Origin of the sequence: Kriegella aquimaris, assembly GCF_900103215.1 — a bacterium.
GTDB classification, from domain to species: domain Bacteria; phylum Bacteroidota; class Bacteroidia; order Flavobacteriales; family Flavobacteriaceae; genus Kriegella; species Kriegella aquimaris.
Genome location: NZ_FNGV01000009.1, coordinates 158,084 through 183,849, shown reverse-complemented (window position 1 = coordinate 183,849; position 25,766 = coordinate 158,084). Strand labels below are relative to the sequence as shown.

At 38.5% G+C, this 25,766-nt stretch carries 16 protein-coding genes; 1 reads left to right on the top strand and 15 read right to left on the bottom strand.

The annotated features are described in order from the left end of the window. Positions 1–72: 72 nt before the first annotated feature. The 11 genes from BLS33_RS17005 to BLS33_RS16960 form a co-directional block, all read right to left on the bottom strand. Positions 73–909, bottom strand: a complete 837-nt coding sequence (locus tag BLS33_RS17005; protein ID WP_089892274.1) for an alpha/beta hydrolase — start codon at positions 907–909, stop codon at positions 73–75. A 31-nt stretch (positions 910–940) separates the two neighbouring features. After that, positions 941–2,071, bottom strand: coding sequence for a glycoside hydrolase family 88/105 protein (locus BLS33_RS17000; RefSeq protein ID WP_089892350.1), 1,131 nt, complete (start codon positions 2,069–2,071; stop codon positions 941–943). A 19-nt stretch (positions 2,072–2,090) separates the two neighbouring features. Continuing rightward, a complete protein-coding gene (locus BLS33_RS16995; RefSeq protein WP_089892271.1) occupies positions 2,091–4,013 on the bottom strand; it encodes a hypothetical protein in 1,923 nt (640 codons plus the stop codon). A gap of 61 nt (positions 4,014–4,074) precedes the next feature. Further along, positions 4,075–4,236, bottom strand: coding sequence for a hypothetical protein (locus BLS33_RS24890; protein WP_176801418.1), 162 nt, complete (start codon positions 4,234–4,236; stop codon positions 4,075–4,077). A 342-nt stretch (positions 4,237–4,578) separates the two neighbouring features. Beyond that, entirely contained in the window at positions 4,579–6,270 is a 1,692-nt protein-coding gene (locus BLS33_RS16990) for a RagB/SusD family nutrient uptake outer membrane protein (RefSeq protein WP_089892268.1), read from the bottom strand. Between the two features lie 12 nt (positions 6,271–6,282). Beyond that, a complete protein-coding gene (locus BLS33_RS16985) occupies positions 6,283–9,753 on the bottom strand; it encodes a TonB-dependent receptor (protein WP_089892266.1) in 3,471 nt (1,156 codons plus the stop codon). 189 nt (positions 9,754–9,942) lie between these two features. Beyond that, positions 9,943–11,070 carry a FecR family protein gene (locus tag BLS33_RS16980; RefSeq protein ID WP_089892262.1) on the bottom strand — a complete coding sequence of 376 codons (1,128 nt, stop codon included), beginning with the start codon at positions 11,068–11,070 and terminating at the stop codon, positions 9,943–9,945. 178 nt (positions 11,071–11,248) lie between these two features. Further along, the gene (locus tag BLS33_RS16975) at positions 11,249–11,827 is read right to left on the bottom strand and encodes an RNA polymerase sigma factor (protein WP_089892259.1); all 579 of its coding nucleotides are present in this window, start codon (positions 11,825–11,827) and stop codon (positions 11,249–11,251) included. Positions 11,828–12,589: 762 nt separating this feature from the next. Beyond that, positions 12,590–14,191 carry a RagB/SusD family nutrient uptake outer membrane protein gene (locus BLS33_RS16970; protein ID WP_089892256.1) on the bottom strand — a complete coding sequence of 534 codons (1,602 nt, stop codon included), beginning with the start codon at positions 14,189–14,191 and terminating at the stop codon, positions 12,590–12,592. A gap of 10 nt (positions 14,192–14,201) precedes the next feature. Continuing rightward, positions 14,202–17,708 carry a TonB-dependent receptor gene (locus BLS33_RS16965; RefSeq protein WP_176801417.1) on the bottom strand — a complete coding sequence of 1,169 codons (3,507 nt, stop codon included), beginning with the start codon at positions 17,706–17,708 and terminating at the stop codon, positions 14,202–14,204. A gap of 163 nt (positions 17,709–17,871) precedes the next feature. Beyond that, entirely contained in the window at positions 17,872–19,005 is a 1,134-nt protein-coding gene (locus tag BLS33_RS16960; RefSeq protein ID WP_089892250.1) for a FecR family protein, read from the bottom strand. A 167-nt stretch (positions 19,006–19,172) separates the two neighbouring features. Between BLS33_RS16960 and BLS33_RS16955 the strand changes: the two genes are divergently transcribed. Next, positions 19,173–19,751: an RNA polymerase sigma factor gene (locus BLS33_RS16955; RefSeq protein WP_089892247.1), complete on the top strand. Its 579-nt coding sequence runs from the start codon at positions 19,173–19,175 to the stop codon at positions 19,749–19,751. A 407-nt stretch (positions 19,752–20,158) separates the two neighbouring features. Here the strand turns inward: BLS33_RS16955 and BLS33_RS16950 are convergent, their stop codons facing one another. The 4 genes from BLS33_RS16950 to BLS33_RS16935 form a co-directional block, all read right to left on the bottom strand. Beyond that, the gene (locus BLS33_RS16950) at positions 20,159–21,373 is read right to left on the bottom strand and encodes a site-specific integrase (protein ID WP_089892244.1); all 1,215 of its coding nucleotides are present in this window, start codon (positions 21,371–21,373) and stop codon (positions 20,159–20,161) included. Positions 21,374–21,879: 506 nt separating this feature from the next. Next, positions 21,880–23,556, bottom strand: coding sequence for a SulP family inorganic anion transporter (locus BLS33_RS16945; protein ID WP_089892241.1), 1,677 nt, complete (start codon positions 23,554–23,556; stop codon positions 21,880–21,882). 56 nt (positions 23,557–23,612) lie between these two features. After that, positions 23,613–24,095 carry a universal stress protein gene (locus BLS33_RS16940; RefSeq protein WP_089892238.1) on the bottom strand — a complete coding sequence of 161 codons (483 nt, stop codon included), beginning with the start codon at positions 24,093–24,095 and terminating at the stop codon, positions 23,613–23,615. Between the two features lie 272 nt (positions 24,096–24,367). Continuing rightward, the gene (locus BLS33_RS16935; protein ID WP_089892235.1) at positions 24,368–25,756 is read right to left on the bottom strand and encodes a sensor histidine kinase; all 1,389 of its coding nucleotides are present in this window, start codon (positions 25,754–25,756) and stop codon (positions 24,368–24,370) included. Positions 25,757–25,766 lie beyond the last annotated feature (10 nt).

Here is a 25,766-nt window from a genome sequence, read left to right as displayed (position 1 = left end):
TTCTTAAAGATTGGAATAAAATTGAATGTCTCTCTTTTAATTTTACAGGATTCGCATGCTCTTTCCCCCTTATCAGTCCTGTTTTGATTTTAAAATTTTCTCGATATGTTTTTGCAAGATATGACTGGCCGGCCACGCCATCGTTCCGTGGTCGAAACCGGGCATCTCATAGAGGCTTGTCTCTTTATGCCCCGCAACTTTCATCATCCGGTACATATAGGCATTTTCTTCATAGCGGCCCAACATCTCAATCTCTCGGTCGCCCGTTATTAGTACCAATGGCGGAGTATCGGCACGCACATGGAACAATGGTGCGAATTTATCGACCACCGGTTGCTTGTTGCCTACTCCATTTTCTTTCCGCACGGTCATATGGGTAATGGTATGTCCACTAAAAGGAATCAGTCCAGCAATTGAATTGGCATCGACACCGAACTTGGCCAAATAACTTTTGTCAAGGCCCACCATACTAGCCAAATAGCCTCCTGCCGAATGCCCTGAAACGAATATTTTAGCAGGGTCGCCCCCAAACTTTGCAATATTTCTAAAAACCCAGGCCACCGAAGCAGCAGCATCCTCTATATAGACCGGGCATTTTACTTTGGGATGCAACCGATAATTGACAGCAACTACTGCATTGCCTTTATTTTTCAAATCATTGGGAATGGATTTTTCCCCTCCTGTCAAACCGCCGCCATGGAACCAAACCACCGTTGCAAAATCTTTTTGGTTTTTGGGATAATAGATATCCAGTTTGCAACGCTCCTTCATATAATCGTCCTTTTTACCCTCGTAGACATCGGTATAGGAAAGGTTTTCAATCAATTTATAGGTAATGGTTTTTTTCTGTGAGAAACCAGAGGATACCATACCTAAAAGCAAAACAATAAGAAAAATCTTTTTTTTCATACTATACTTTTTTAATAATTTTCAATTGAACTCACCTTAATAGCGCTGTAGCACACCAGAGCAAAGGGGCCTGACCGTGCAGGTCACCCACAATACGCGGACGGTTCATATAATGATCACGACTGTTCATAATGTTCGTTCCGGCACATACCTCGGTCAACTCATCATCGACATTGATGTAGTCCACTAAGGTCAACCAGCTTTTACGTGCAGCTGCTCCATACGCTTTCTTCTTCAGCCAGCCTTCTTTTACACCGGTAATCATCGCATAGGTGAACATGGCCGTTGCCGAAGTCTCTTTCCAAGCTTCTTCATCATCTATAATTTGTCGCCACATACCATCATTCTCCTGATATTTGAGTAAGGCCGACATCATTTTTTGATAACCTGCCATGATTCGTGTCCGGTCGGGATTATCTTTGGGCAGTATTCGAAGAATTTCTGCCATACCTACTGCCATCCATCCATTTCCCCTGCCCCAACTGTAATGTGCTTCGGGCGAATGATAAAAGAGTCCGTTGTCCAACTGTATCTCATCGAGGTACAATACCATTTCCTTTGCCGCCCTGTCAACGTATTCACGATTCTTGGTGGCCCTATAGGCCTGTGCCTGTATTGCGGTAATCATGAACATGTCATCGATCCAGATTCGGGTCTGCCAAGAATAGGACTTAGCGGCCCACTGCTTTTGTTCGGACGTGGCATCATTCGGCACCTTCCATTGGCTGTCGGCGTATTTTATTCCTAAATCGAGATATTTTTGCTCTCCGTTTTTCAGGAACAGTTCGAGAGGGACGGCTCCGAAAACATTGTTATCAACATGGTTGGCCTTGGGAAGCATGTTCGTTTCCCCTCGCAATAGCGGTAGGAAACGCGATTCAAAACGATTAAAGAGTTCTTCATCCTTGGTTGCCTCCGCAAACCACAGTCCCCCAAGCCATGTACAGACATCGGGATAGGTTATCTGCGTGGGCGGTTTGGGCGGTCGGGTATTCCCGTACTGGGAATGGGAGGTATTCAAGAATTTTTCGGCAATTCGCAGACCAATCACCTCTGGTGTTTTTTCTTTGGGAAATTGATTCAAATCAGATGTCGATTTTTGACCATTCACCCCAAATACTACTATAATAAATAGTAATATAAAAGATAAACCAATTTTCATATCATTCAACATAGTTCGCTTATTTTTTGATTACTGGATAATCAGCTTGCCAGTCAACCTCAATATCAGTTGTTCCGTCATGAATTCGCAAGACACTGCTATTCATATTTATAAAAGGGCTTTCAATCATCGGCCATTGACGGTACCCTTTCTCCTTCTTGTTTTCGATTTTTACGGTAGGAACCGATTCGGCCATCCCGTTGATTCCCTTTTTCACTAAATGCTCGGGCATTTCATTTTCGGTAGCAATGGGGAGGCCATCCTTATATTGGATCTGCAGCTTCTCCTTCTGGCTATCGGTATAAGTGACGCTCATGTTTTTCCAATCGATGGAAAGCCGGTTCTTCTTCAAGGTTCGCCGGAATTTCTCAAAGCTTCCCGATTCTGCTTTGCTGCCGAGTTCAAAGACAAAGCCGGTCTGGGCGTAATCGCTCTTTACGATGTTGAAACCGTCTAATCCCGTACCTTTCAAATCGGTCTGTTCATAGTAGCTTTTCAAGGGTTTTATGCCTATATAGGTGTCGCCTTCCCTAAGAAAGATCCAGCCATTCTCCTCCACTTTCTCATCTACCGATTTCGGATAGCGCAACATCCCCCTTTTGATCAGATTGTCGGCATGCCCATCGCGCCAGGCCCATTTCGATTCACTAGGCGTATTCACCCACGGATCCTTTTCCGGAATGTTGAAAAGAGTGATTACCGTATTTTTAGAATGGGCGGTCTGTTGAAAAGGTGAAATGTTCCCTTTGTACCAAGTATCCGGGGTACGGTCTTTTTCATCACCGTCGCTGTACCAGTAGGGATGAAAGCAATTGATATAATTGAACCGGTCGGGGCTATGGTAAGTGATGTTGAACCCATTGGCATCATGGTCGGCATAATCTCCGCCGGGTACCCAGCGAAAATTCCCCGTCCCGATGGCATAGGTCTTGTTGCGGTACACCTTGCGCATCATCTGATGGGGAGCCGCTGAACCATAATGTCCAAATGTAGATGCCGAAGTTTTTAGCTCGAACGGGGCGGGATCGTTACCGGCCAACTGGAAGAAAACACTCGGAGGGACCACTCCCGACAATGCCGAAAAAATGGTATAGCTCGCTTCAGAATAGTCGTCAAATTGGTGCATCTTCATGTTTGAAGTGGCCGGACCCCAGCCCCACATCAACCAATTGTAATAGGTGGTGGCCGAGATATAACTATCATCTGAAAGATGATCCTGCTGAGTGTTCATCCGTCCATAGGGGGCAAGGATGTTCCCCTCAAAGTTGTTCAATGACAACAAGGACCATTTGTAGAGCATAAAAGCCTCTGCAATTGCCTTCATTTCCGGATCCTTGGCATATTCCAATAGTATTTCGACGGGGAAGTTCATTACCACTTCATAGGTAGTCGAAAGGTATTCGGTATAGCCGTGGGCATAAACGTTTTTAAAGGTCTTGCGCAAACGCTCTTTCATATCCGCCATCAGTTCATCACTGGTCATCCCATTGGCCCATTTGGCATCTGGAAATAACTGACCGAAAAGATAGGCACTAGACCACATCATAGTAGCATGGTTCTCGGTACCGTGACCCAAAAAACCTTCGCCATTTTGCTTATCGGGCTTGGCCAAATTTTCGAGGTCGCCCTTTATTTTTTCCAATTGCTTTGCATTGAAGCTGTCCCAATAGCGGCATAAGGCCAACGCAATCCCCGGAAAGTCGAACATGCTTTGGTGGCGATTCTCAAGATCATTGGTAATATAGGTCAATGCAGCCCCGTCGTGCGGATCGGATTCGAGCCGAGCAATGGCCTTGGGAAGGCCGTGCTTTCCGCGCTCCGTAAGCGTTACGTTTTTTAGTCCTTCAATGATAAATTGTTTTCGTTTATCATAATTTGAAAAATCTTGTGAAAAACATAAAATAGAAATCAGCAAAAAAATGAGTACTAGTGGTATTTTCATGGAATTATTTTTAATTGTTCTAAGGGTACGAACAGGTATGTCCGCTCAATAAATATTACGGTCAACCTTGAATTACGTATCCATCACTAACTTTTCCGAATTGCAAGGTCTTGTTTAAAATCGTTTGTTCCCCTATCCTTGAAAGTTGAAAGAAAGCACGGTTTCCCGTGCTTCCCTCAACCAACTCAACTAACTCAAAAACATTCGATTCAAATATTTCCATTCATCAAAAAGTAATATTCGGAATTCAAAATTTATATGACAGCACAGAAATAATCCTAGATGAAATAAAAGGTTATCTATAAATGAACCACACCAGCAAATGAATTTGTTTACTTGGCATTAATTGCATTTAAAATACGGATACCAACTACATAAAGTCAAGCGGTAAACAGCTAACAACCATCCCAATGTCCGGGTAAATAACCCGGAATGGAGCCCATTTCAAAGCGGCAAATCCTTTTTCAGTTCTCATTTCTGAAAATTATATGACGCAAGAAAGAGAATGGGAAGCCGAATACGGATCCACATCCTTTTTCTCAAATCAACTCATCTACATCTAAATCTATTTGTAGTTCGGGTTCAAATCTGTCTCGGTACTTGGTATTGGCCAATACCACCCTGTATATGGAGGACTGACCTCGGTATTGCTGTCAATATCTCCTTGAGGAATATTCATCTGAGTCCCCATCATGAAATCAACGGTCCATCCTTCACCAGTCATTTCCTTTAAATATTCCTTGTAAATTGCCTCGTGATCAACATTGCCGGGTGTATATATATTAGGATTTGATGGATTTGAACGATTCCAAACTTTATTAAGGTCGTCAGCTGCACCTTGAAATTCATTCCCATTCCACCTTAACCATGAACGGATCAAATAAATATCAGCCAATCTGACGTATGGGAATTTTGATAATTTACCGTAGGGTTGTGCACCTCGAAAATATTTATCAATGTATATATTTGGAGTGGTAACCTGCGAATGGCCCGAAACCGACTCGGTAGTAATATATTCTGGATCACCTTTAGCTATTCCTTCTTGGTACGGTTGCATCAAATGATAGACTTGTTGATAACGAAGATCCGCTTCAGCTTCTGGCGTGATGGTATAATCCCCATTCACAGGATCTTGCATCCATCCTATTTCATTAATCATGGAATATCCCAATACTGCTCCACACCAAGCACTTATTACAGTACCAACCCCATTTTCAGGTGAACTATATAACTCGTCACCATTTGAATCACGAAAACGTAGGCTAAATACCATGCCGGCGTACATATACATATTGTGCCTCTCATTTTGTCCCTGTAAAAATCCACCATTAAATTCCCAAATCGATTCTTTGGGAAAATCCTGAGCTTTCTCTTTATTAAAAGCTTCCTTTGGGTCTTCATCAAGAGAATAATTTCCAGTAGTTTGGGCATAAGCGATTACATCATCAAATTCAGCTTTTGCTTCTTGGTACTTTCCCATTAGAAAATATACTTTACCCAACATTGCAGCCGCCACCCATTTATTGGCCCGACCTGCTTCGTAACCCGGCACATTATTCCACGAATTTAAGGTCAACTTATCAGGTAAATTTTCCTTTGCGTATTTCAGATCGGCAATAATTTGTTGGTATACTTCCTCTACAGTTCCTAATTTCTCATTTAGAACATCTTCTTTTGAATAGGCTGCTGTAGTTTTTAAAGGTATTGCTAATGTACTATTGTCCCCGCTATGCTTGTATTTTGGTGCAAACATTTTTATTAAAGCAAAATAAGAATATGCCCTTGTGAAATGGTACTCTGCTACTTGTCGTACATAATTATGTTCGTAATCATCCCCTTTGATGTCCAAATTAAACGGATTGCCATCCTCGCTGTTTTCATGTAAATCAATACCTAAATTACTCATCGTTATAATATTATAACTATCTCTCCAGATATTATCTTGGTTGCTGTTAGGCTCAAATTTTCGATATAATAATAATTCCCCACCTAATCCCGGAGTAGCCGCAGGTAGCGGCATGGCCGAACCAGACGTTAAAAAGTCTTGAAATTGGGAGTATCCCCTTCCTCCAGCGGCAAAGGTCCACTGCATAAGAAAATAACATCTGTTTAGTCCTTGGTCATAAGTTGCCGTTGTCGTCCATTGCGTTTCTTGGGGTCTTTTTATATCAAAAAAACCTTCGTTATCTTTATTACATGCGGCAATTGATAACAGTACAATTAGTGTTACCAATATTTTGTAAATTATATTTTTCATAATACTAAAAGTCTATAGATTAATGGAAATTCCGAAAGTGTAGGTACGGGGTATAGGCAAGTCGTTAAGAGACTCTGGATTTAGGCCTTTATAACCTGTAATGGTGAAAAGGTTAGTAACGCCGATATAAAACCGAACGGGAGATAAAACATCCATTCCCGCAGATTTTGGTAAAGTGTAGCCCAATTGCAAATTTCTTAACTTGATATAATCTCCTCTTTCAAGCCATTTGCTTGTTTGTCTCGTGTTGTAACCAATTCTAGCTTCAGAAGGATTTCCATCACTATCATAATACCACCCATCACTTCCACCCAACAATAGTGGATATTCAGCGATGTCACCCGGTTTTTCCCAAAATTTCCCAACAACATCATTTATCGTATTGACTTCACTCATAACATTATGGTTTTCCGCATATAGCGAATTCCACAACCAATTGCCCCCTTCGAAGCTAAATGACATATTCAAATCAAAATTCTTATATGCGAACGTATTACTTAATCCTCCATAAAAAGTAGGTAGGGGGGATTTTCCGCTCTGAACCATTCTGTTATCAGCAACATTCGTACTTGTTGCAGGAATAATTGAACCCGTTGCAACTGTTCTAAACTCGTTATCCCATATATCACTATCCCTCTCTTCAATCATTGGAATGCCCCTTTCTGGATCTACCTCGACATAATTTGCGAGATACCATGTATTCAAAGCTTCCCCTTCTTTTCGAATCACCTGGGCATCTTCTTTTCCTTTGCCTTTTTCGGTTTCATTTAATATGATAATTTTATTATGATTAGTGCTGAAATTGAAGTCTGTTTTCCATGTAAAATTGTCAGTTTGAATGTTAGATGATGAAATGTTAAACTCAAAACCCCAATTTTTCATATCACCGGCATTCTCATAGATTTGATTATTATTAAAACCTACTGAAGGTTGCACATTTCCTCTCAATATTAAATCCTCTACCTTTTGAGTATAAAATGCGACAGAACCATTAATTCTATTAGAGAATAAGCCAAAATCAAGCCCAAAATCCATGTTCGTCGTTGTTTCCCATTTTAGATCCGCACTCCCAAGAGGGCCAACTGTTGAAGACCCAGCAGCATAGTCAACGCCCCAAATACTAGAGGTATTAAGACCCCATGACATATAAGTCATCGAATTGGAAACTGCGGTATTTCCAGTAATTCCGTAACTACCCCTAAGTTTTAACAAACTGATAGTAGACGAATCTTTCATAAAATTTTCGTCGGAAAGAATCCAGCCTAGTCCAACGGCATAAAAATTAGCCCAGCGGTTTTCTTCATTAAATGCGGAATGGCCATCACGGCGCACACTAGCATTCAGCATATAGCGATCAAATAGTTTATAATTGGCTCTTCCAAAAAATCCTTTTATGTAGGTATCTCCACCTTGGTATCCTGCCATAGAATTCAATTGCAAAGGGTTTCTTAATTCAGGGTATTCTGTCTGCAACCCATCTCCTGCAAACGTTCTCGTGTATGACCAATTACGTGAAGCTTCAGTACCTAACGTAAAATCAAAACTATGAATCTCATTAAACACTTTATTGTAATTCGCATACACATTGTAATTCACAATAGATCTTGTTACCGACTGTTCTTGTGCTTGTGAAAAATATGGGGGAGATGGCGCCAATAACCCAGATCGCCAATAAGAACTATTGTTTACATTTAAATCGACCCCTACTTCACCTCTTATACTTAAACCATCAGTAGGTAACCATTGCACGTAGGCATTATTTATACTTCTATATTGATCAACATCATATCTTGTTAAATCACGATCGGAAAATGCAGTCATGTTATATCCACTATTTACAGCCCAATAACCGGTTTGTGAATTTTCATCATAAATCTTCCACCAAGGCAAAGTATGGCTCCAATTTGCCCAACCACCTGCGCCCTTTCCTTGAGCTGATCGGACACCATTTGTTTTTAGATAAACAAAATTCGAGTTGATGCCAATCTCAACTGATTTTAATGGTTTAAAATTAAAATTAATACGACTTGTTAACCTTTCGAAATCATTGTTGCGGATTAAACCATCCTCATTACGGTAGTTCAAAGAAAATAGCACCCCACCAGTTTCGAAACCTTTGTTAGCGGAAAATCCAATTTGAGTAAACAGCGCATCTTGGGTTACCGCATTAAGCTGGTCTACATTTGTCGCTTCCGCTTCGGCTCTGGACATGTCGGGTCGATCACCCCAAAATTGGATAGCCATAATGCTTGCCGGATCAGGTGCTACCGTACCTGAATTAGCTGCTGCTGTATCTGATAGTCGCCACCATGTTTTTGAATCTACAAAAATATCTTCTTGGGAAAATGGAATGCTAGAAACCCCCATATCATAAGATATTTTTACGCCAGTTTTTCCACTTTGTGCTGATTTTGTTGTAACTAAAATTACTCCGCCTGATGCCCTACTTCCATAAATGGCAGTTGCAGCCGCATCCTTCAAAACTTCAATCGATGTGATATCATTTGGGTTGAGCATTGAAATGGGAGAAACAGCTTTTACACCATCACGATTAAGTTCAGAAGATCCAGTAAATATGGGTATCCCATCTACAATCCAAAGAGGGTCTGAACTCAAATTAATCGAATTAATACCACGTATCTTTATCTCTGGGGCGCTTCCTGGGTGGCCGCTCCTGCTATTAACCATCACACCGCTAGCCATACCCTGTAAATTATCAGCAAGATTGGTTGTGGGTGTCTTTGCTATGTCTTCACCTTTAATCGAAACCATTGACCCAATTACATCTCTCTTCTTTTGCGTTCCATACCCGACCACTACGACCTCGTCAAGGCCGGCAGCACTTTCCTCCAACATCACCGAAATATTCGTTTGACCATTGATAGGCACCTCTTTATTCGAAAAACCTATATAGGAAACTACTAAAACGGCATTTTCATCTTTTACTGAAATAAAAAAATTCCCGTCGAAATCTGCGGTAACCCCATTTGTAGTACCTTTTTCAATAATATTCGCACCTGGCAGGGGAACCCCGTCGGAATCAGTTACAACTCCATTTACCGAACTTTGTTGAACAGGAATAGTACTATCTACTTTTTGGCTTTTTATGGGAGGAGAAGGTTTTCTACCAACCAAATAAATGCGACGTTTATTTAAATTGAATGTTGTATTAGTATTTTCAAAGATGTCATTCAAAATCTTAGAAATTCCTTCGTTCTTTACACTAATGGAAACAATGCGTTTCAAATCAACATCTTCGATCTTATAAACAAATTGAAATTCAGTGGTGCTTTCAATTTCGTCAAGAAGTTGACCAACAGAAACATTATTGAGGTTCAAAGTGATTTTAGCACGTTGTGCATAGCTATCATTGGCTTGTAAAGTAAAAAATGTGACCAATATAAACAGCGTACTTAATTTCATTTTTAAATCATAGGAGAGTAAAGGATATCGCCTTCTTTTACAATTAAGAAGTTTTTTCATACTTTTGAGGTGTTAAAATGTGGTTATTTTTACTTTAATCACTACTACTAAATCGGGAAATGTTCGAGCATTTTCCGGTTTTTTGTCTATTGCGACGAAGAGTAATAAGCAATTGGTTTTTTAGCATTCTGTTCGTGTCGGATTTTTTATTTCATTGACATCTATTTTACATGGTTCATAATTCGTTTTTCATTCAATTATTACTTGACTATTATCAATTATTTTAAACTTAATGCCATAATTCGATTTGAGTTCTTCGAGCACTTTTTCAATCGGCTCATCCCCAAAATTAGCATTGAATTTCTTAGTTGACAATGATTTATTCTTATTTACAATTGAAATATTATAATGCCTTTCAAGTCTTTTGACAATGTTTTCAAAGGTCATATCCCGGAAAACTAACTTGCCATCTATCCAAGAAGTATACATAGCCGTAATGACTTGATTTTTAGTGATATTCTTGTCTCTTTTATCTAAAACACCTTTAAACCCCGGTTCCAACATTACCACATCTTCATTGCCCTCATTTTTCGATTCACTTGAAAGACTGACCGACCCCTCTACAAGCACGACTTCCGTCGTTTCATCTTCTGGATACGCAGAAACGTTGAATGCTGTGCCTAAAACACGAACATTCAATTTACCGGCATTTACAATAAAGGGGTGTGCTGAATCTTTTGCAACATTGAGATAGGCCTCGCCCGAAATAAAGACACTTCTATCTTGACCATCTAAAAATTTTACTGGATATTTTATGGAAGACCCAGAGTTGAGAAAAGCCTTCGAGCCGTCAGAAAGTTTTAATTCAAATTTTTTGCCAAAAGGTATTGTCAGCGTATTAAAAATGAGCTCCTCTGCATTGCCAGTTTCCGAGTACTCCAATCGATTTCCTTTTTGTTGACCAAGTACGGCGCCCTTCTTGTCGGTCACTTGCACAGAACCATTTTCTTCAATAATTTCAAGCCTTCCGTCTTCAAGTTCCAAGGTGATGGCATTCTCAGGAATGATATCTAGCGAAGTCGCCCTTGTATTGTAGATGTAGAGATATCCTAAAGTCATTATTCCTATAAATACAGCTGCACTCGCTGCAGCTATTCTCCAGAAACCTGTTTTCTTCTTATTAAACCTGCTTTCGACTTTGATATCTTTCCATAAAGATTCCTTAATTTCAATTTTATTCGATTCATCTTTAAAATGCGGACTATCGTTTATTGAAATCATATTCTCATTAAATTTTTCGAGAATTTTTTTTTCTTCATCGGATATAGAGCCATTAAGATACTTATCCAATAATTTCCGGAATTCCTGTTCGCGCATAGTTTTAACCCTATATTTAGATGTACCTTTTCAGACATGCAACACACATCAAATTTGGACATTTAACATTAATTTAACAACTATAACGAGATTTGTAGGGTTCGAGAATAATAAATCAGGACCGGAATTTATAGTTTGAAGTATTTTTTTACACGACGCTCTGCTCTATAAAAGCTAATCAACAAAGAAAAAAAATGATGAAGGGTACGTTATGTAGAATTCCCAAGTTTTCCCTGATAGCTTTTAATGCCAAGGAAACTTGATTTTCAACCGAGCGCTTTGATATGCCCAAATGTAAAGCAATTTCTTCATTACTATTATCTTCAATTCGGCTTAATCGAAAAATTTGTTGACACCTTGGGGACAATTCTTTTAAAGAATTGGCAATAACGATTTGAGTCTCCTCTAGATCATGTTGATTTTCAACATCATGGTTAGATAACTGTAATGAATCGATAACATAAAGCTGAACGGCATTGAACTTATTATCTCTTAAATATTTAAAACAACCATACCTGACCGCTTTAAAAATATAAGCCTCGAAATTTACAATTACCTTATTTTCTTTACTTTTCCATAGTTCAACCCAAATTTCCTGAACTACATCTTTTGCTATTTCTCCATCCGAAAGTATAGCTTTAGCTTGTACAAACATTGATTCCCAATACAGCTCAAAAAGCTTCTGAAACGCCTGTTTGTTACCGTTTCTAAACTGAGTAACAAGCAATTCGTTAGTATAGGATTTTTCTGCGGACATTTTAATTAATTATGCAATTATTTACCATTATATGTGATAAATGTATAAAAAATACATTAATATATTAAACTATAATTAGTTTCGATATGAAACCAAATTAATAGGCCATACTTTGCAGAAAGTATATGTTCCATACATCCTATATATAAAACAAGCTATACAGAAAGCTTGTCCAAAAATGATAATGCAATTGGCAACTTCACCTGTTTAATCAGCAGTAGAAAATACTGTGGTACTTGTTTTATCTATCTGCGCAAGGCAAAAGAAAGTTTTATTCGCTTTTTCGGAATATATACCAAAGAGATAATTTGTAGCACAGTAAGCAGCTTTTTTTTTAATCCTTTCATCGCGGATTTTTTTTGCATACACGAAATGGATTACTTACTTAATTTGTTGTCCCACTTTTTTAAAAACCACTCATCATCTGGTTTTATTTTGATATTCCTATAAATGATCTATGATGTCAATATTAGAAGGAATATAAAAATCATTTAGGCTTTAATTTATTTATGGTTATTCCCGACTGTTCAAAGCTTTTTGTATACAAGAGATAAAATTATGGGCTTACCTATCAATAATCAATCTGCCAATGATTGATTCACACTGGCAGATTGGTTCTTTAAAATTATTTATGCCAGAATTTATTATTAAAATAAACTCTTACCGGCTCCACAGCTTGCATGGAACAGACAAAGCATACAATTTATTAGCAATCTATGGTTTAGATAACATTCTACCTGTAGCGATTTAAGCTGATTCTGTTTAATTACCATATCCCTGATTCAATTCGGTTTCATTAATTGGGATTGGCCAAACAAACCCTTTATCGGTATAAGGAACAGACGCAGGAACTCCTCTTTCCGGCTCATTGTTCGGAACATCTACTTTTAATCCTCTCAAATAATCTATTCTATCACCCTCCATAAACATTTCAATCAAGCGTTCATCATTGATCATTTGCTCTGTAACATTACTTGATGTAACATGACTATCCGAAAATTCATAAGGCTCACCGGCAATCGATTCATCCCATGCTCGTTTTCTTACCACGTTTAAATCGGATGCGGCGCCTTCTTTATCACCACCCCTAAATCGACATATAGCCCGAGTCAGGTACATTTCGGCCAAACGTAGGGTTGGAACATTGGTATATCTCCCCCCAGGACCTCTAAAATATTTACTCGCAAGTATGGTCCTCCACATTAAATTCGTCCGTGTTTCGTAATAGATTCCTTCTATTCTATCTGACTCCGGCACATTAGAAGCTCCGCGAAATGCCATTAATTGTTGAAAGCGTTTATCCCTTCTAGCCAAAATGGTAATGGTTGTGTCATTTTTAGGATCAGACATCCACCCTAAGCGCTGTGCAGTTGCATAATCCATGTGAGTAGCTACCCAAGGAACTGGATTGTCAATTAGAAGATTACTAAAAGTTGCGGCATGCAAATTTTGATTGCCAAAAGTTTCATCATAACACGGTGTGTACATAATGGTCTCCTTTGCACGCGCTAGGGTACTTTTGTTGAAGGCTTCAATGGGGTCTTCACTTAAGTCATAGTCACCATTATTCTCATCAATAACAAAACTGCTATATTCCTCTGCCTTAGTATAATTTCCCATTCCAAAATATATCCGGGCCAACATAGCAGCGGCCGCAAATTTATTGGCCCTTCCCGCCTGATACGAAACATGCATTATTCCGGGAATATATCGCTCAGGAAGCATCTCGTAGGCTGTTTGAAAATCAGAAAGCATTTGATTCCAGATTTCTTCAGTCATGCCAATTTTTGAATTAGCTGCTTCCTCATAAGAACTTGCTCTTACTATTCTTAAAGGTATTTGTTGCGCACCATTGACTCCCCCCGGCTCATAGGCATCGCCAAAAGTAGTTGCAACCATATAATATGAAAAACCTCTTAAAAAATAAAGCTCCCCTACAATTCGTTCAAGATTATTTACTTTGTCTGCTTCGTTAATGTCTGGATAGGGATTCCCATTATTTTCCTCAACATATTGAATGGCATCATTTACAGACGATATCGTCTTATAACAATCCGTGAACATTTCTGACAACCACGCCTTTTCGTTTTCAGTGTCACGATACCATCCCCAAGCGGCGTCCCCTGGTGTTGCCCAAGCAACATCATCGCCAACCGCGTTTTTGTACAAATACCAATAATTAAATCCATTGCCCCAACTTAGGTTTGTTGAAAAAATTTCTCTATAAGCTCCTATGGGAGCTCTTTCAAATTCAGTTAAATTCAACCACGGTCTTTGAACGGGCCTTTCCAGTTCAAAAAATTCTTCATTTTCACAAGAGATAGTGGCCAGTAATAGTACTATATAAAATAAAACTTTTTTCATGATTATGGATTTAGAATTTAATGGAGACACCAAATGTTGAAGAAAATAACTGAGGTAGATCCCACGATGTGGCACTCCCTTCAGGATCCCATCCTGGATATTTTGTTATTGTGTGTAGATTTTCAACCGTGGTATACAATCTCAAACCTTCGAACAAACTCCCGACTTTTGTCGATTTAGGTACGGTATATCCCAAAGTCGCAGACTTAAACTTCACATAGTCTCCTTTAAATAAAAATTGGTCGGTATTGGTTCGCGGATCACCAAGACCGATTGTGGTGCCATCTTCTAATTTAATATTTGAATTCCAATTTACTTGTTGAAATTTCGCATCATCACCTGGAGACTTCCAATAATCATCATACACGTCCTTCAGCATACGCCTTGTACCACTATAATCGGTAGCCATATCTCTATAAAAACTATCAAAAATGTAGTTACCCCCTGAAAACGTAATCAACAGGTTTAAATCAAACCCCTTATAACTAAAACTATTGGTTAGACCACCATAATATGCAGGAATGGAATTCTTTCCTTTTAAGTGAAATTTATTAGCATTGGCATTCGAATTGCTATTAATAATTTTCACATCTTCTCCATTTTCATCTTTCAACCTACGTGTTTCATTAGTCTCGTCATAATAATCCTTATCAAGAGCATATAGCATAGATATCCCAGATTCGGGATCTACACCTGCAAAATCAGCTAAATAGTATTCACGCACAGCATAGCCGGTTTTAGTAATATTAACATAACTCACCATACCAGCTCCGTCTGCATCGATTCTTGGAACTAGTTTTTTCACTTCATTGTGATTAGATGCAATATTAAAAGTGGTTTGCCATTTAAAATCTGGCTTACTAATATTTATTGAACTCACATTAAATTCTATCCCTGAATTAACAAGATCACCGATGTTTCCATAAATTGTGCTTATACCTGATGATTGGGGCAACTGTGTCGCCAAAAGTAAATCTTTGACATACTTATTATAATAAGCCAGTGAACCATTAATGCGGTTATTTAATAATCCATAATCCAACCCAACATCAAAATTATTAGTTGTTTCCCATGTTAAATTAGAAACCCCAATACTTGAAACCAATGTTCCATTTGTTGCAAATATATCTGCACTGCCATAGGCATTTCCTGGGGTATATTTAAATGCGTCCAATCCACTTGGGATACCCGCGTTACCTGTCTGTCCAAAACTACCTCTTAACTTCAAAAAATTATTGGCCCCAAATCCTTTCATAAAATTTTCATCAGACATTATCCAGCCTGCCGAAAAAGCCATGAAAGTACCCCATCGGTAATCTGGGGTAAATACTGATGACCCATCGCGACGAACACTGATCCCCGCTAAATACTTATCTTTAAACTTGTAATTCGCCCGACCAAAATAAGCTAACAAATAACTTTCTCCTCCTAGTCCGGAATACATCGAGGTCATTTGACTTGGAGAGCCTAGTTGCTTATAATTCCCTACTAAATCCTCCCCTTGCATCCGACGGCTCCACGACTTGCTACGCTGAGCTTCCGCACCTCCAATTGCAATAATATTATGGTCGCCAAAAGTTTTATCGTACTTTAAGAACAAATTGTAATTGAATGTTCTAATAGTGTTTGCAAAATCATCGGCCCATGAACCATCCCAACGAATCTCATCGGACAACCATGTATTTCTATTAACCTGCACAAAATCAAGAGATAATTCAGACCTCACTGAGAGTTGGGGTAAGAATGGCAGAGCATACTCTCCATATAAACTTGCCAAAGTACGGTACATTTCAACATCTTGAACCATATTATCGCGATCACTAAGGGCAACCGGATTTCCAACATAGGGATTGAAATATTCTTTGGGGTTTGCCAAACTATAAACCGGGTTAAATGTTTGTGCACTCGTGTTCAAAAAAGCAAATCCCCCAGAACGAGCATCTTTATTTCCGCTACTTGATGTGCCAAAGTTCTTACCTCTGTTGCTGTTTGACAATGAAAAATTCAGTTTTGCTCCTACTTTAAAGTTATCGGAACTGGTCAAATTTACGTTTGTACGGAAACCATATCGCTCAAGATCATCATTTAGCATCACTCCTTTATCCTTTCGGTAATTTGAGGAAATAAAATAATCCGCTTTCTCCGAACCGCCAGACGCTGATAGATTTATACTTTGAAAACTACCATTTTGCATAGCTTCCTGAAACCAATTGGTATCGATTGATTTGGCCTGTTCCAGAGTAAGTTGCTCTGTTAAATATACCGAACCCGCATAATAATCTGTCATGCTATAATCACCCAAGCCATAAGATTTTTTTGCTTTGTCCCTTATCTCAAACCATTCTTCTGTATTGACAAAATCTACTCTTTGGAAGGGTAGGTCTGAAACACCTGTACTATAATCAAGATTAATGGATGTCTTGCCTTTTCGTCCAGTTTTAGTGGTAATGATTATTACACCATTAGAGCCTCTTGAACCATATATAGAAGTGGCCGCAGCATCTTTTAATATCTCAATCGATTCAATATCCGCTTGGTTAATCAACGAAAAAGGTGATTGTTCAGAAGTATACTCGGCACTTGAACCCGCTCCGGCAATAATTGGTACTCCGTCTACAATCCATAACGGACTAGTTCCGGCACTTATCGAACTCAACCCACGTATTTTAACGTCTACACCTGAGCCCAACCTACCGGTAGATGTTTGAACGCTCACACCTGCTGCCTGGCCTTGTAACAAAGATGTGAAGTTACTAGCTCCTGATGAATCTTCCAGTACGTCCGATTTTACCGTAGCAATACTACCCAATACATCTCTTTTCTTCTGCGTACCGTAACCAACCACAACAACTTCATCTAACCCTGCTGCATTCTCCTCCAACATCACGGAAATATTCGTTTGACCATTGATAGGCACCTCTTTATTCGAAAAACCTATATAGGAAACTACTAAAACGGCATTTTCATCTTTGACTGAAATGGAAAAACCCCCATCAAAGTCTGCGGTGACCCCATTCGTGGTGCCCTTTTCGATGATATTCGCACCTGGTAGGGGAACCCCGTCGGAATCAGTAATGACACCAGTAGCTATAAAGTCTTGCATCTGGTCTATCGGACCATTTTTGAAGATTTCGGTCGTAGATATTTTTTTTTCTTGGTTCCGCCTTAAAATGATATGAGTGCCCCTAACCTTATATATTGTACTTGTATCACGGAACAACCTATTTAGCACGGTTTCTATATACTCTTTATCAACCCTTAGCGATACTTTGCGCTCTAAATCAATTTGTTTTGTCTTGTAAATAAATCGGAACTCCGTCTTAGATTCAATATTGTCGATAATGCTTCGAACTGTTGAATTCTCAACATTCAATGTCACCTTCGTCTTTTGGGCGTAACTGTTATTGGCATGCAACCCCAACAAGGTCGTTATCAATAACAATGTAGTAAGTTTCATTTTTAAGTCAAATTTCAACAAAGGCTTGTCCGACCTCCATTGGTTAAGTGGTTTTTTCATATTTTTGATTGTTTTATTGTGGTTATGTAAATAATCATGATCACCCTTTACAACCGGAAAATGCTCCAACATTTTCCGGTTTTGTTTTATTGAAAACAAAGTGTCATAAGTGGTATTCGGTAGGCTACATCATATTTATCTGTTTTTTGGTTCTACTCTTCTTTTACTTGATAATTATCTTGTTATTTTTTATCTCATAATCGATTTTATGGGCATCATTAAAAAAACTAAGCACCTCCTCAATTTTAACATTGTTAAAACTGGCATTAAAAACTTCTTGACCCAAATCGGTGTTCATATTCTCAATTTCTATATTGTAATGGCGTTCCAATTTCGCCAAAATCTGGTTAAAGGTTAAATTCCTAAAAACCAATTGACCCTGCATCCAAGAAGTGTATAGATCGGTATTTACGGCACTTACCAAAATGTCTCGGGAATCATAACCGTAAGATCCCTTTTGACCTGGTGACAACCTAATAACCTCCTCCTCCGATTTCCTCATTTTACCAAGAATCACCGCTCCTTTTACCAAAACAACATCGATACTAATATCCTCAGTATAGGCCGAGACATTAAATTCTGTACCTAACACCTTTACGTCCAGTTGGTCCACGTTAACAATGAATGGGCTTAATTCATTTCTTGCTACATTAAAATAGGCCTCCCCTGACAGAAACACCTGCCTTGGTTCTTTGCTTAAAAAATTTATGGGATATTTTAAAGAACTCCCGGCATTTAGATGTACTAAAGTCCCATCTGAAAGCTCAATCTGAAACTTTTTTCCATTAGGTATAGTCAAGGTGTTATATACCAATTCTTCCTTCTGGTTTGCCTGGCTATAACTAATTTGATTTTGGTTTTGGTCTCCTACAACATTCCCTTCAGAATCCCTAACTTCTTTGGTCCCATTAACATCAATGGTCTGAATGGTACCATTATCCAATTCCAAGGTTATGAATGTTTCTTGGGGCACTGGAAACTTATGGTCCTGCAGAGAAAAGAAGCCTTGTTGAAATAAAAACCCCAAACCAAATAGTATTACAATCGCAGCAGCATACTTCGTCCAATTTGGGAACAACGTTTTAACGGGTTTTTCTTTCTTATCTATTTGACGACTCACCTTATTGTAGGCTTCATCGAGATTACTTTTTAGTGTGGTTAAATTCAAATCATGATAGTCCCGAACATACGATTCAAGAATAGTCCTGTTTTTTGGATTTTCCAACCAATCCCGAAGCTCAATAATCTCCTTTTCCGTAATTGTACCAATAAGCAGTTTGGTGATATTTTTTTTCATTATATTTTCGCGTAGAATACTCTTGTTTTAGCTCTTTTTGAAGTTACCCTCATTACACATTACACAACCAATACTTTAAAATTTTATTAAACCCTTAAAAAAAATTAAAAAAAATTTGATATTCGCATCTAAATTTCAATTACCAAACAAACCAATACCCTGTTGATATGAACGAAGTCGAGGCTGTGATAGCCATGAAAAGGGGAGACCGGAGTGCTTTCAAATATCTATTTACCACATATTATAGCCGCCTTGTGGCCTATATTACCACCTACACCCATGATAAATTTCAGTCGGAAGATATTGTTCAGCATGCGTTTATTCGATTTTGGGAGGATAAATCGAAATTGGATGAAACCAAATCCCCAAAAGGATACCTCTATGCCATCGCCTACAATAGGTATATTGATACCATCAAGAAGACCAAAAAACAAGAAAAACTATTAGATCAAATTTGGGAACGTGCATTGATAGATAGAATTGAGGAAGATTCAGAAATGCAAGAAATGCGCATTCAGAAAATGAAAGAGATAATTGAAACCCTACCACCCAAGTGTAGAAAAATTATCCAGATGAATAAAGTGCAAGGTATAGGGTACAAGGAAATTGCAGCGCAAATGGGAATCTCAATCAAAACCGTTGAATCACAAATGCGGATTGCATTTACCAAAATACGTGAAGCTTTTAAGAACGACAGTGTTCTTTTATTTGTTTTGTTTGAAAAATTCCGCAATGGAAATAAGTGACATTCTCATTGAGGTGTGCCATAATCAAAAAATTTCTCCAAAAAAATTATTGTTTACCTTTTCGTGAGAGACAAAAAAATTAGTGCTGATACAGTAAAAAGTCCGCTAAACAGTTTTATAGCATTTACCGTCTAAAAACGCTAAAATTCGAGATTTTTTTCAAACTCATAACCAGAAGGTCGCTGGTACATATCTAGATTTAATCTCGACAATAAATAGCATTCACTTAATGGTTGGCAACACAGTATGTTACTCTTCTTAGCACTAGTTCAAAAGGAATAGTAATAATGTCCTATAACTTTAAAGGATTCTCATGTTTAACAGACAAAAGGTAAATAACGAAACAATTCTAAGAAGATAGAGCATAAGAATGACCATATAATTTAAACGATAATTTGTTCATACCGCTAAAAGTTTATCACTTTTTCCAAGGCATCATCTGCATCCTTATGCATGAAATTCGCTTGGTAATTGATTGTTGTGGTTACGGAAGAATGGCGATATAACTTTTGAAGCATCTGAATAGGAATCTTATCCCCTGCTATGTTACCAAAACTATGTCTGGCAATATGCATGGTAAGTTTCTTGTCCATTTTCGCCTTTTGAGCAATAGATTTGAGGTATTTATTGAACTTTTTGGTTGCAGTCTTCGTCTTAGCAAAAATATCCTGCATGCTTTCCATATTCGCCTTCTTCATTTCTGGAAAGATAAAATCGGTATCGTTTACTTTATCCACTACATATTGCTGTAAAATGGGCAAAAGCTTATTGGGCAACTTTAGGGATAGTAATTTATCGTTCTTGTTCATACGGTAATGCAAGCGGTCATCATAAATATCATTCCATCTTATTTGCAGCACATCGCTGACCCGCATACCTGCCAAATAAAAACTGAAGAGCCAAACATTTCGAACATGACATTCCTGTTTGGATAAATTATTCAATTCCTCTATATTTTGAATTTCTTCAATGGTTAGCCCAACTTTCTCCGTTTCGGGAAACTTGATACGGATTTTATCTGCGCCAAAGGGGTAATGTTTCCTATCAACAATTCCTTGTTTAATGGCTCTATTATATAGTGTTCGAATAACCACTAGATTATTGACAATACTTCGTTGAGAGACCTTTTTAGTAACTTTCAAATAACTCATGAAACGTCTGAGAAAAGCTTCATCAATTTCCTTAAACGTCAAATAATTATTTTCTGCAAAACACTGTAAGTGATTCACACGAACTTTATCGGAAGCATATCGGCTCAGTTTCCCATTTGCCTTAATTTCCAGAAGATAGCTTTCCGACAACTCCTTAAATGTGGTTTTATTTAGAGGGGCGCTAATCTCCTTTTTGATTTGCTTAGACGAGATATCAGTATTTGTTGTCTGAAGGTCCAGTAACTTCTTATTTGCTTCTGACAACTTTGCAAGAAGGAGATTATTCAGCCTGGCTGCATTGGGATGTGATTTTCTAACTACACGTCCTGAAGCATCCCAATACTTTAGCTCAATAAATTGACCTGTGTAGAGATATGAAGTTCGTCTATCTTTGGTTATTCGTACCGCAAGGGGATATTGTCCTTGTTTGTTCGGTTTTTTACGTAATGTTACTTTTACACTTGATGCCATAATCGTAATTAATCTATTTAAAGATACAAAAATTGGTACAACATAGGTACAACAAATGGCGGTTTTACTTGTATTATTCTAATTTAATAAATTTGTAAACAATTCATAAACAACTGATTATAAGGCCATATAGTACCATATAAAGTCAAAAGGAGTTGGACTTAAAATCCAATGGACATTAGTCCGTACGGGTTCAAGTCCCGTCTCGAGTACAACTAACCCTGTTAATCATTTGATTTTCAGGGTTTTTATTTTACTTTTCTAACAGCCAGATAAAAAAGATATCCTATTAGCCCCTTTGGCGGCCACTGCCGACCAAATTAACACCGACAGGACAAAACATAACCGAAACAAAAAAAGCCAAGATTTATAATCTTGGCTTTTTCTTCTCTAAGTTTCCTTAAAAAACATATTATGCTATTTTAACTCTTTAGCCTTTGTCCTATAAGTTACTTGTTAATCTATTGTCATGCGGCATTATCGACTTTTTGGCAACGCCAGAGTCATCAAGCCCGACTCAGCTCCCTTACCAAGAGTACATTAGAGGGAACCTTCGCCCCATTCGTGATATTGTTTGGGGATACCAGACTACCATTATCGGAAACTATGGAAGTAACATGGGAAGCCGAGTTCTCTATTCGATATTCCTTTCTAAAGCCTATTAGCTCAACCCAGATATTCTTATCCCTAGAACCATGATACACAAAATCTTTTATCAGATGCAGCACGTCGTGGTCTATATATACCGTGTTCGAGGCATCTATGACGATTTTACTATTTTCGGGTAAATGGATGAAAGTCTGTTTTATGGCGGCCTTGTTCAAGAAAGAAACCTCCTGTGCCAATTCCATTTGTATGGTTTCCCCTTCGATATGTTTGTCTTTCTTGAAAAAGTAAGCAAGTTTCAGATTCCCCCTAAGAATAAAATAGATACTTACAGCCAATCCTATACCTACCCCCATCAAAAGATCTGTGAGTACAATGGCTACAATGGTGACAACAAAGGGTATAAACTGAAATTTTTTACTGTTGGACCACATATGCAAGAATTTAGCAGGACTAGCCAATTTGTAACCGATTACCAGTAGAACGGCCGCTAGGGATGCTAAAGGAATCTTGTTCATAAAAGAAGGAAGTGCAACAACCGCAAGCAACAAAAAAGCAGCATGTGCAATGGCGGCGATCTTCGTTTTACCACCCGAGTCAACGTTTGTAGAAGTTCTTACAATAACAGAAGTCATCGGTATGCCCCCTATCAAACTACTTATTATATTTCCGACCCCCTGAGCTTTTAACTCGGTATTGGTATTGGTATAACGCTTCAAAGGGTCTAGTTTGTCGGCCGCTTCGATGCACAGCAAGGTCTCAATGCTCGCGACTGCCGCAATTGTAAGCGCTACAATCCAAACATCTGTATTACCAATCTGGGTAAAATCGGGAAAACTGAACTGGTTCCAAAATTCACCAATCGATTCGGGCACGGGTAGGCTTACGAGGTGACCTTCGCTAATAACCAATGATGAGCCTGTTAATTTAAAAACCTCGTTAATTGCAATTCCACCCAATACGGCCACTAGGGCACCAGGTATAGCCTTGATTTTTTTCAAAAATGGGACTTTTATAAAGGCAATCAAAATAGCGAGAGAAACTAAAACCACTACAACAGCTCCCGGATGGATAAAATTAACGGTATTGGCAAACGTTTGAAAAATTTGGTGTTCACCGGCCGGGTTGACATAAAAATAATCCCCTTCGTGCATCTCGTCGAACCCTACGGCATGCGGAATCTGTGATAGCATAATGATAATACCTATCGCAGCAAGCATTCCTTCAATAACATTGGACGGCAGGTAATTTGAAATAATGCCTGCTTTTACGAAACCCAATATCAATTGGATAACCCCCGCCAAAAGTCCGGCAAGCAAGAAAGCTTCGAAAGAACCCAAAGTAGCTATTGCAGCTAGTACAATAGCCGTTAAACCTGCCGCAGGGCCGGAGACGCTCAATTGAGAGTTACTTAAGACACCCACGACCAGTCCTCCTACGACACCCGAAATGATGCCTGAAAACAGTGGAGCTCCACTGGCCAAAGCAATACCGAGACACAGTGGCAAGGCAACCAAGAAGACCACTAGGCCAGATTTTATATCAGATTTTAAATATCTTGTTGTGAAATTTTTCATAGCTTTTTTGATTTTGTAAAAATGAATACGCTCAGACCGTTATAGCGGTGATATTTTTAGAAGTTTAAAAGGGCTGAGAGAGAAAATCTTCCTTTTTGATACTCCTCGGTCAACTCAAAAGGAATTTCGATTACATTATCAATATTCTTTTTGATAAATCGAGTTGGGTCGAAGCATTTGGAATTATTAACGTTTAAAAATTTTCCTTTTGGGATAATCGCATCCTTTACGTCCAATTGTTCCGCGAAATTTTGAAATGCAAAGGAATTGTTCCCCGTAAACAACTCAAACCGTAAACGCCCGATCACATCGCTGTGCTCACGAACGAACATATTCTTGGCTTTCGCAAAAACATCGGTATTAAGTTTATTGACTTCCCTCATTGCGGAATAATGTGTGAGTCCCCATCGTGTATCGGGCAACCTAAAACCGTGGACAAGAATAATATCTAGTTTTGCTTCAGGAAAATTTAAAATAGCATACTCAATGAGCTGCAACGATTCTACGGTAAAATCGGTCGGAATAAGTACTTTTTTCATCTGTTTATTATTTTCTCAGCGAAAGTAAGTGCAGACAATTAGAACGGTTTAAGAGCGAAATTAGAATGGGATTAAAATTTTAAAAAGAGGCTTAGTCAATCTTGTTTCCTCGAAATCGAAGTATTATTTCGAATGATGTTTTTCCCTTTTTAGCCTGGCACAATTATGCGCAGCTATAATTTCTTAATAGAATATACTTCGTCCATCAAGGCTTTGTTTTACCAATTAGGGACTGAACAAAAAGGTAAGTAGTCTTTAGGTACCCAAAATTATCAAGACTTCAAAGAATTGTATTTATCCTGAGTAGGGAGTTTTATCTTTACAATGGTCCCCTTACCCACTTGTGATGAAACGCGAATGTCACCAGAATGAAGTTTTATTATCCGGTAGGCCAATGGAAGCCCAAAACCAAAGCCAACTAAATTTCGAACATTCGACCCCCTGTAAAAAGGTTCGAAAATATTCTTGAGTTCGTCAGACGGAATTCCAATACCCTCGTCGGTAATGATCAAAAAGATATAACCATCATCTGTCAAGAGTTTTAAGGTAACTTTTTTGTTATCTGAAAACTTACAGGCGTTTTCCAAAATATTGCTCAATGCTACCTTAAGAAGCGTCTCACTTCCCAACATGGTAATTAAACGTTCATCTTCAGGTAAGTGGTCAAAATTAAGTTTTATGCTATTTTTAGGATTTACAACGTCTAAATTTTGCTTGATCTCGATTGCAGTTTGATCTAATCGAATAGCTTCGATAACCAAGCCTTTCGAATCAAAATCTGTTTTTGCAAGTTTTAGCATTCCATCTACTAAAGTATCAAGCCTTGAAGCCTCAAGATCAATATTATTAAGTGTGGACCGATATTCTTGTATCGTTCTTCTTTTACTTAATGCAATTTCGGTCTGCCCAAGAATGGCTGTCAACGGATTTCGGAGTTCATGGGACGCATTATTGATAAAATTGCTCTGCAGATCAAATGAAATCTGTAACCTATCCAGCATACTATTGAATGTTCGGGTCAAATCGGCAAGTTCATCTTTTCCGCTAACATTATCCAATCTAAGAAAAAGGCTCTCCGCCCTTATGGAATTTACTTTTTTAATAATCTCCGAAATTGGGCTCAACGCCTGCTTTGCGTAATACTGCCCTAAAATAGAAATGAAAATCATGCTTACGAAAAAAGCGATGATGAGAATATTCCTCAAATTCTCTTGTTTCCCCACTCCATAAAGGTCTCTTGCAGATAACAAGACGATAAAGTCTCCTTGAGCATCGTGGTATAAAAGTCCCGTATAATAATATTCGTCCTTTTTATACTCGGCATATTCTTTATCGAAAACCTTTTGATAAAAAGATTCGGGCAGATTAGTGTCAAAATTGGCCAAGGGCTTCTTTTTTTCTGCATCCACTGGGTAGATTACCTCTCTTTCATTGGGTAGGGTCTGCAGATGACGAATACGTATATCTTCGTAGATATCGACGTTAACTTCACCTTCATCAAGATGGGCCTGAGCGGCAATAGTAGCTCTTTGGCTCAGCCGTAGATAGAACTCGTTTTCGGTATATTCCTCTGAAAAATAATAGATAAGTACGAAAATCCCAATTTGGAAAAGTCCCGTTAACAATATAAAAATGGCAGTGATCTTTGTTCTTAACTGCATACGGTTATTT

Coding starts and splice junctions, on each gene's coding strand:
- BLS33_RS17005 (WP_089892274.1), bottom strand. CDS start 909: ATGAAAAAAAAGATTTTTCTTATTGTTTTGCTTTTAGGTATGGTATCC.
- BLS33_RS17000 (WP_089892350.1), bottom strand. CDS start 2,071: ATGAAAATTGGTTTATCTTTTATATTACTATTTATTATAGTAGTATTT.
- BLS33_RS16995 (WP_089892271.1), bottom strand. CDS start 4,013: ATGAAAATACCACTAGTACTCATTTTTTTGCTGATTTCTATTTTATGT.
- BLS33_RS24890 (WP_176801418.1), bottom strand. CDS start 4,236: ATGGAAATATTTGAATCGAATGTTTTTGAGTTAGTTGAGTTGGTTGAG.
- BLS33_RS16990 (WP_089892268.1), bottom strand. CDS start 6,270: ATGAAAAATATAATTTACAAAATATTGGTAACACTAATTGTACTGTTA.
- BLS33_RS16985 (WP_089892266.1), bottom strand. CDS start 9,753: ATGAAAAAACTTCTTAATTGTAAAAGAAGGCGATATCCTTTACTCTCC.
- BLS33_RS16980 (WP_089892262.1), bottom strand. CDS start 11,070: ATGCGCGAACAGGAATTCCGGAAATTATTGGATAAGTATCTTAATGGC.
- BLS33_RS16975 (WP_089892259.1), bottom strand. CDS start 11,827: ATGTCCGCAGAAAAATCCTATACTAACGAATTGCTTGTTACTCAGTTT.
- BLS33_RS16970 (WP_089892256.1), bottom strand. CDS start 14,191: ATGAAAAAAGTTTTATTTTATATAGTACTATTACTGGCCACTATCTCT.
- BLS33_RS16965 (WP_176801417.1), bottom strand. CDS start 17,708: ATGAAAAAACCACTTAACCAATGGAGGTCGGACAAGCCTTTGTTGAAA.
- BLS33_RS16960 (WP_089892250.1), bottom strand. CDS start 19,005: ATGAAAAAAAATATCACCAAACTGCTTATTGGTACAATTACGGAAAAG.
- BLS33_RS16955 (WP_089892247.1), top strand. CDS start 19,173: ATGAACGAAGTCGAGGCTGTGATAGCCATGAAAAGGGGAGACCGGAGT.
- BLS33_RS16950 (WP_089892244.1), bottom strand. CDS start 21,373: ATGGCATCAAGTGTAAAAGTAACATTACGTAAAAAACCGAACAAACAA.
- BLS33_RS16945 (WP_089892241.1), bottom strand. CDS start 23,556: ATGAAAAATTTCACAACAAGATATTTAAAATCTGATATAAAATCTGGC.
- BLS33_RS16940 (WP_089892238.1), bottom strand. CDS start 24,095: ATGAAAAAAGTACTTATTCCGACCGATTTTACCGTAGAATCGTTGCAG.
- BLS33_RS16935 (WP_089892235.1), bottom strand. CDS start 25,756: ATGCAGTTAAGAACAAAGATCACTGCCATTTTTATATTGTTAACGGGA.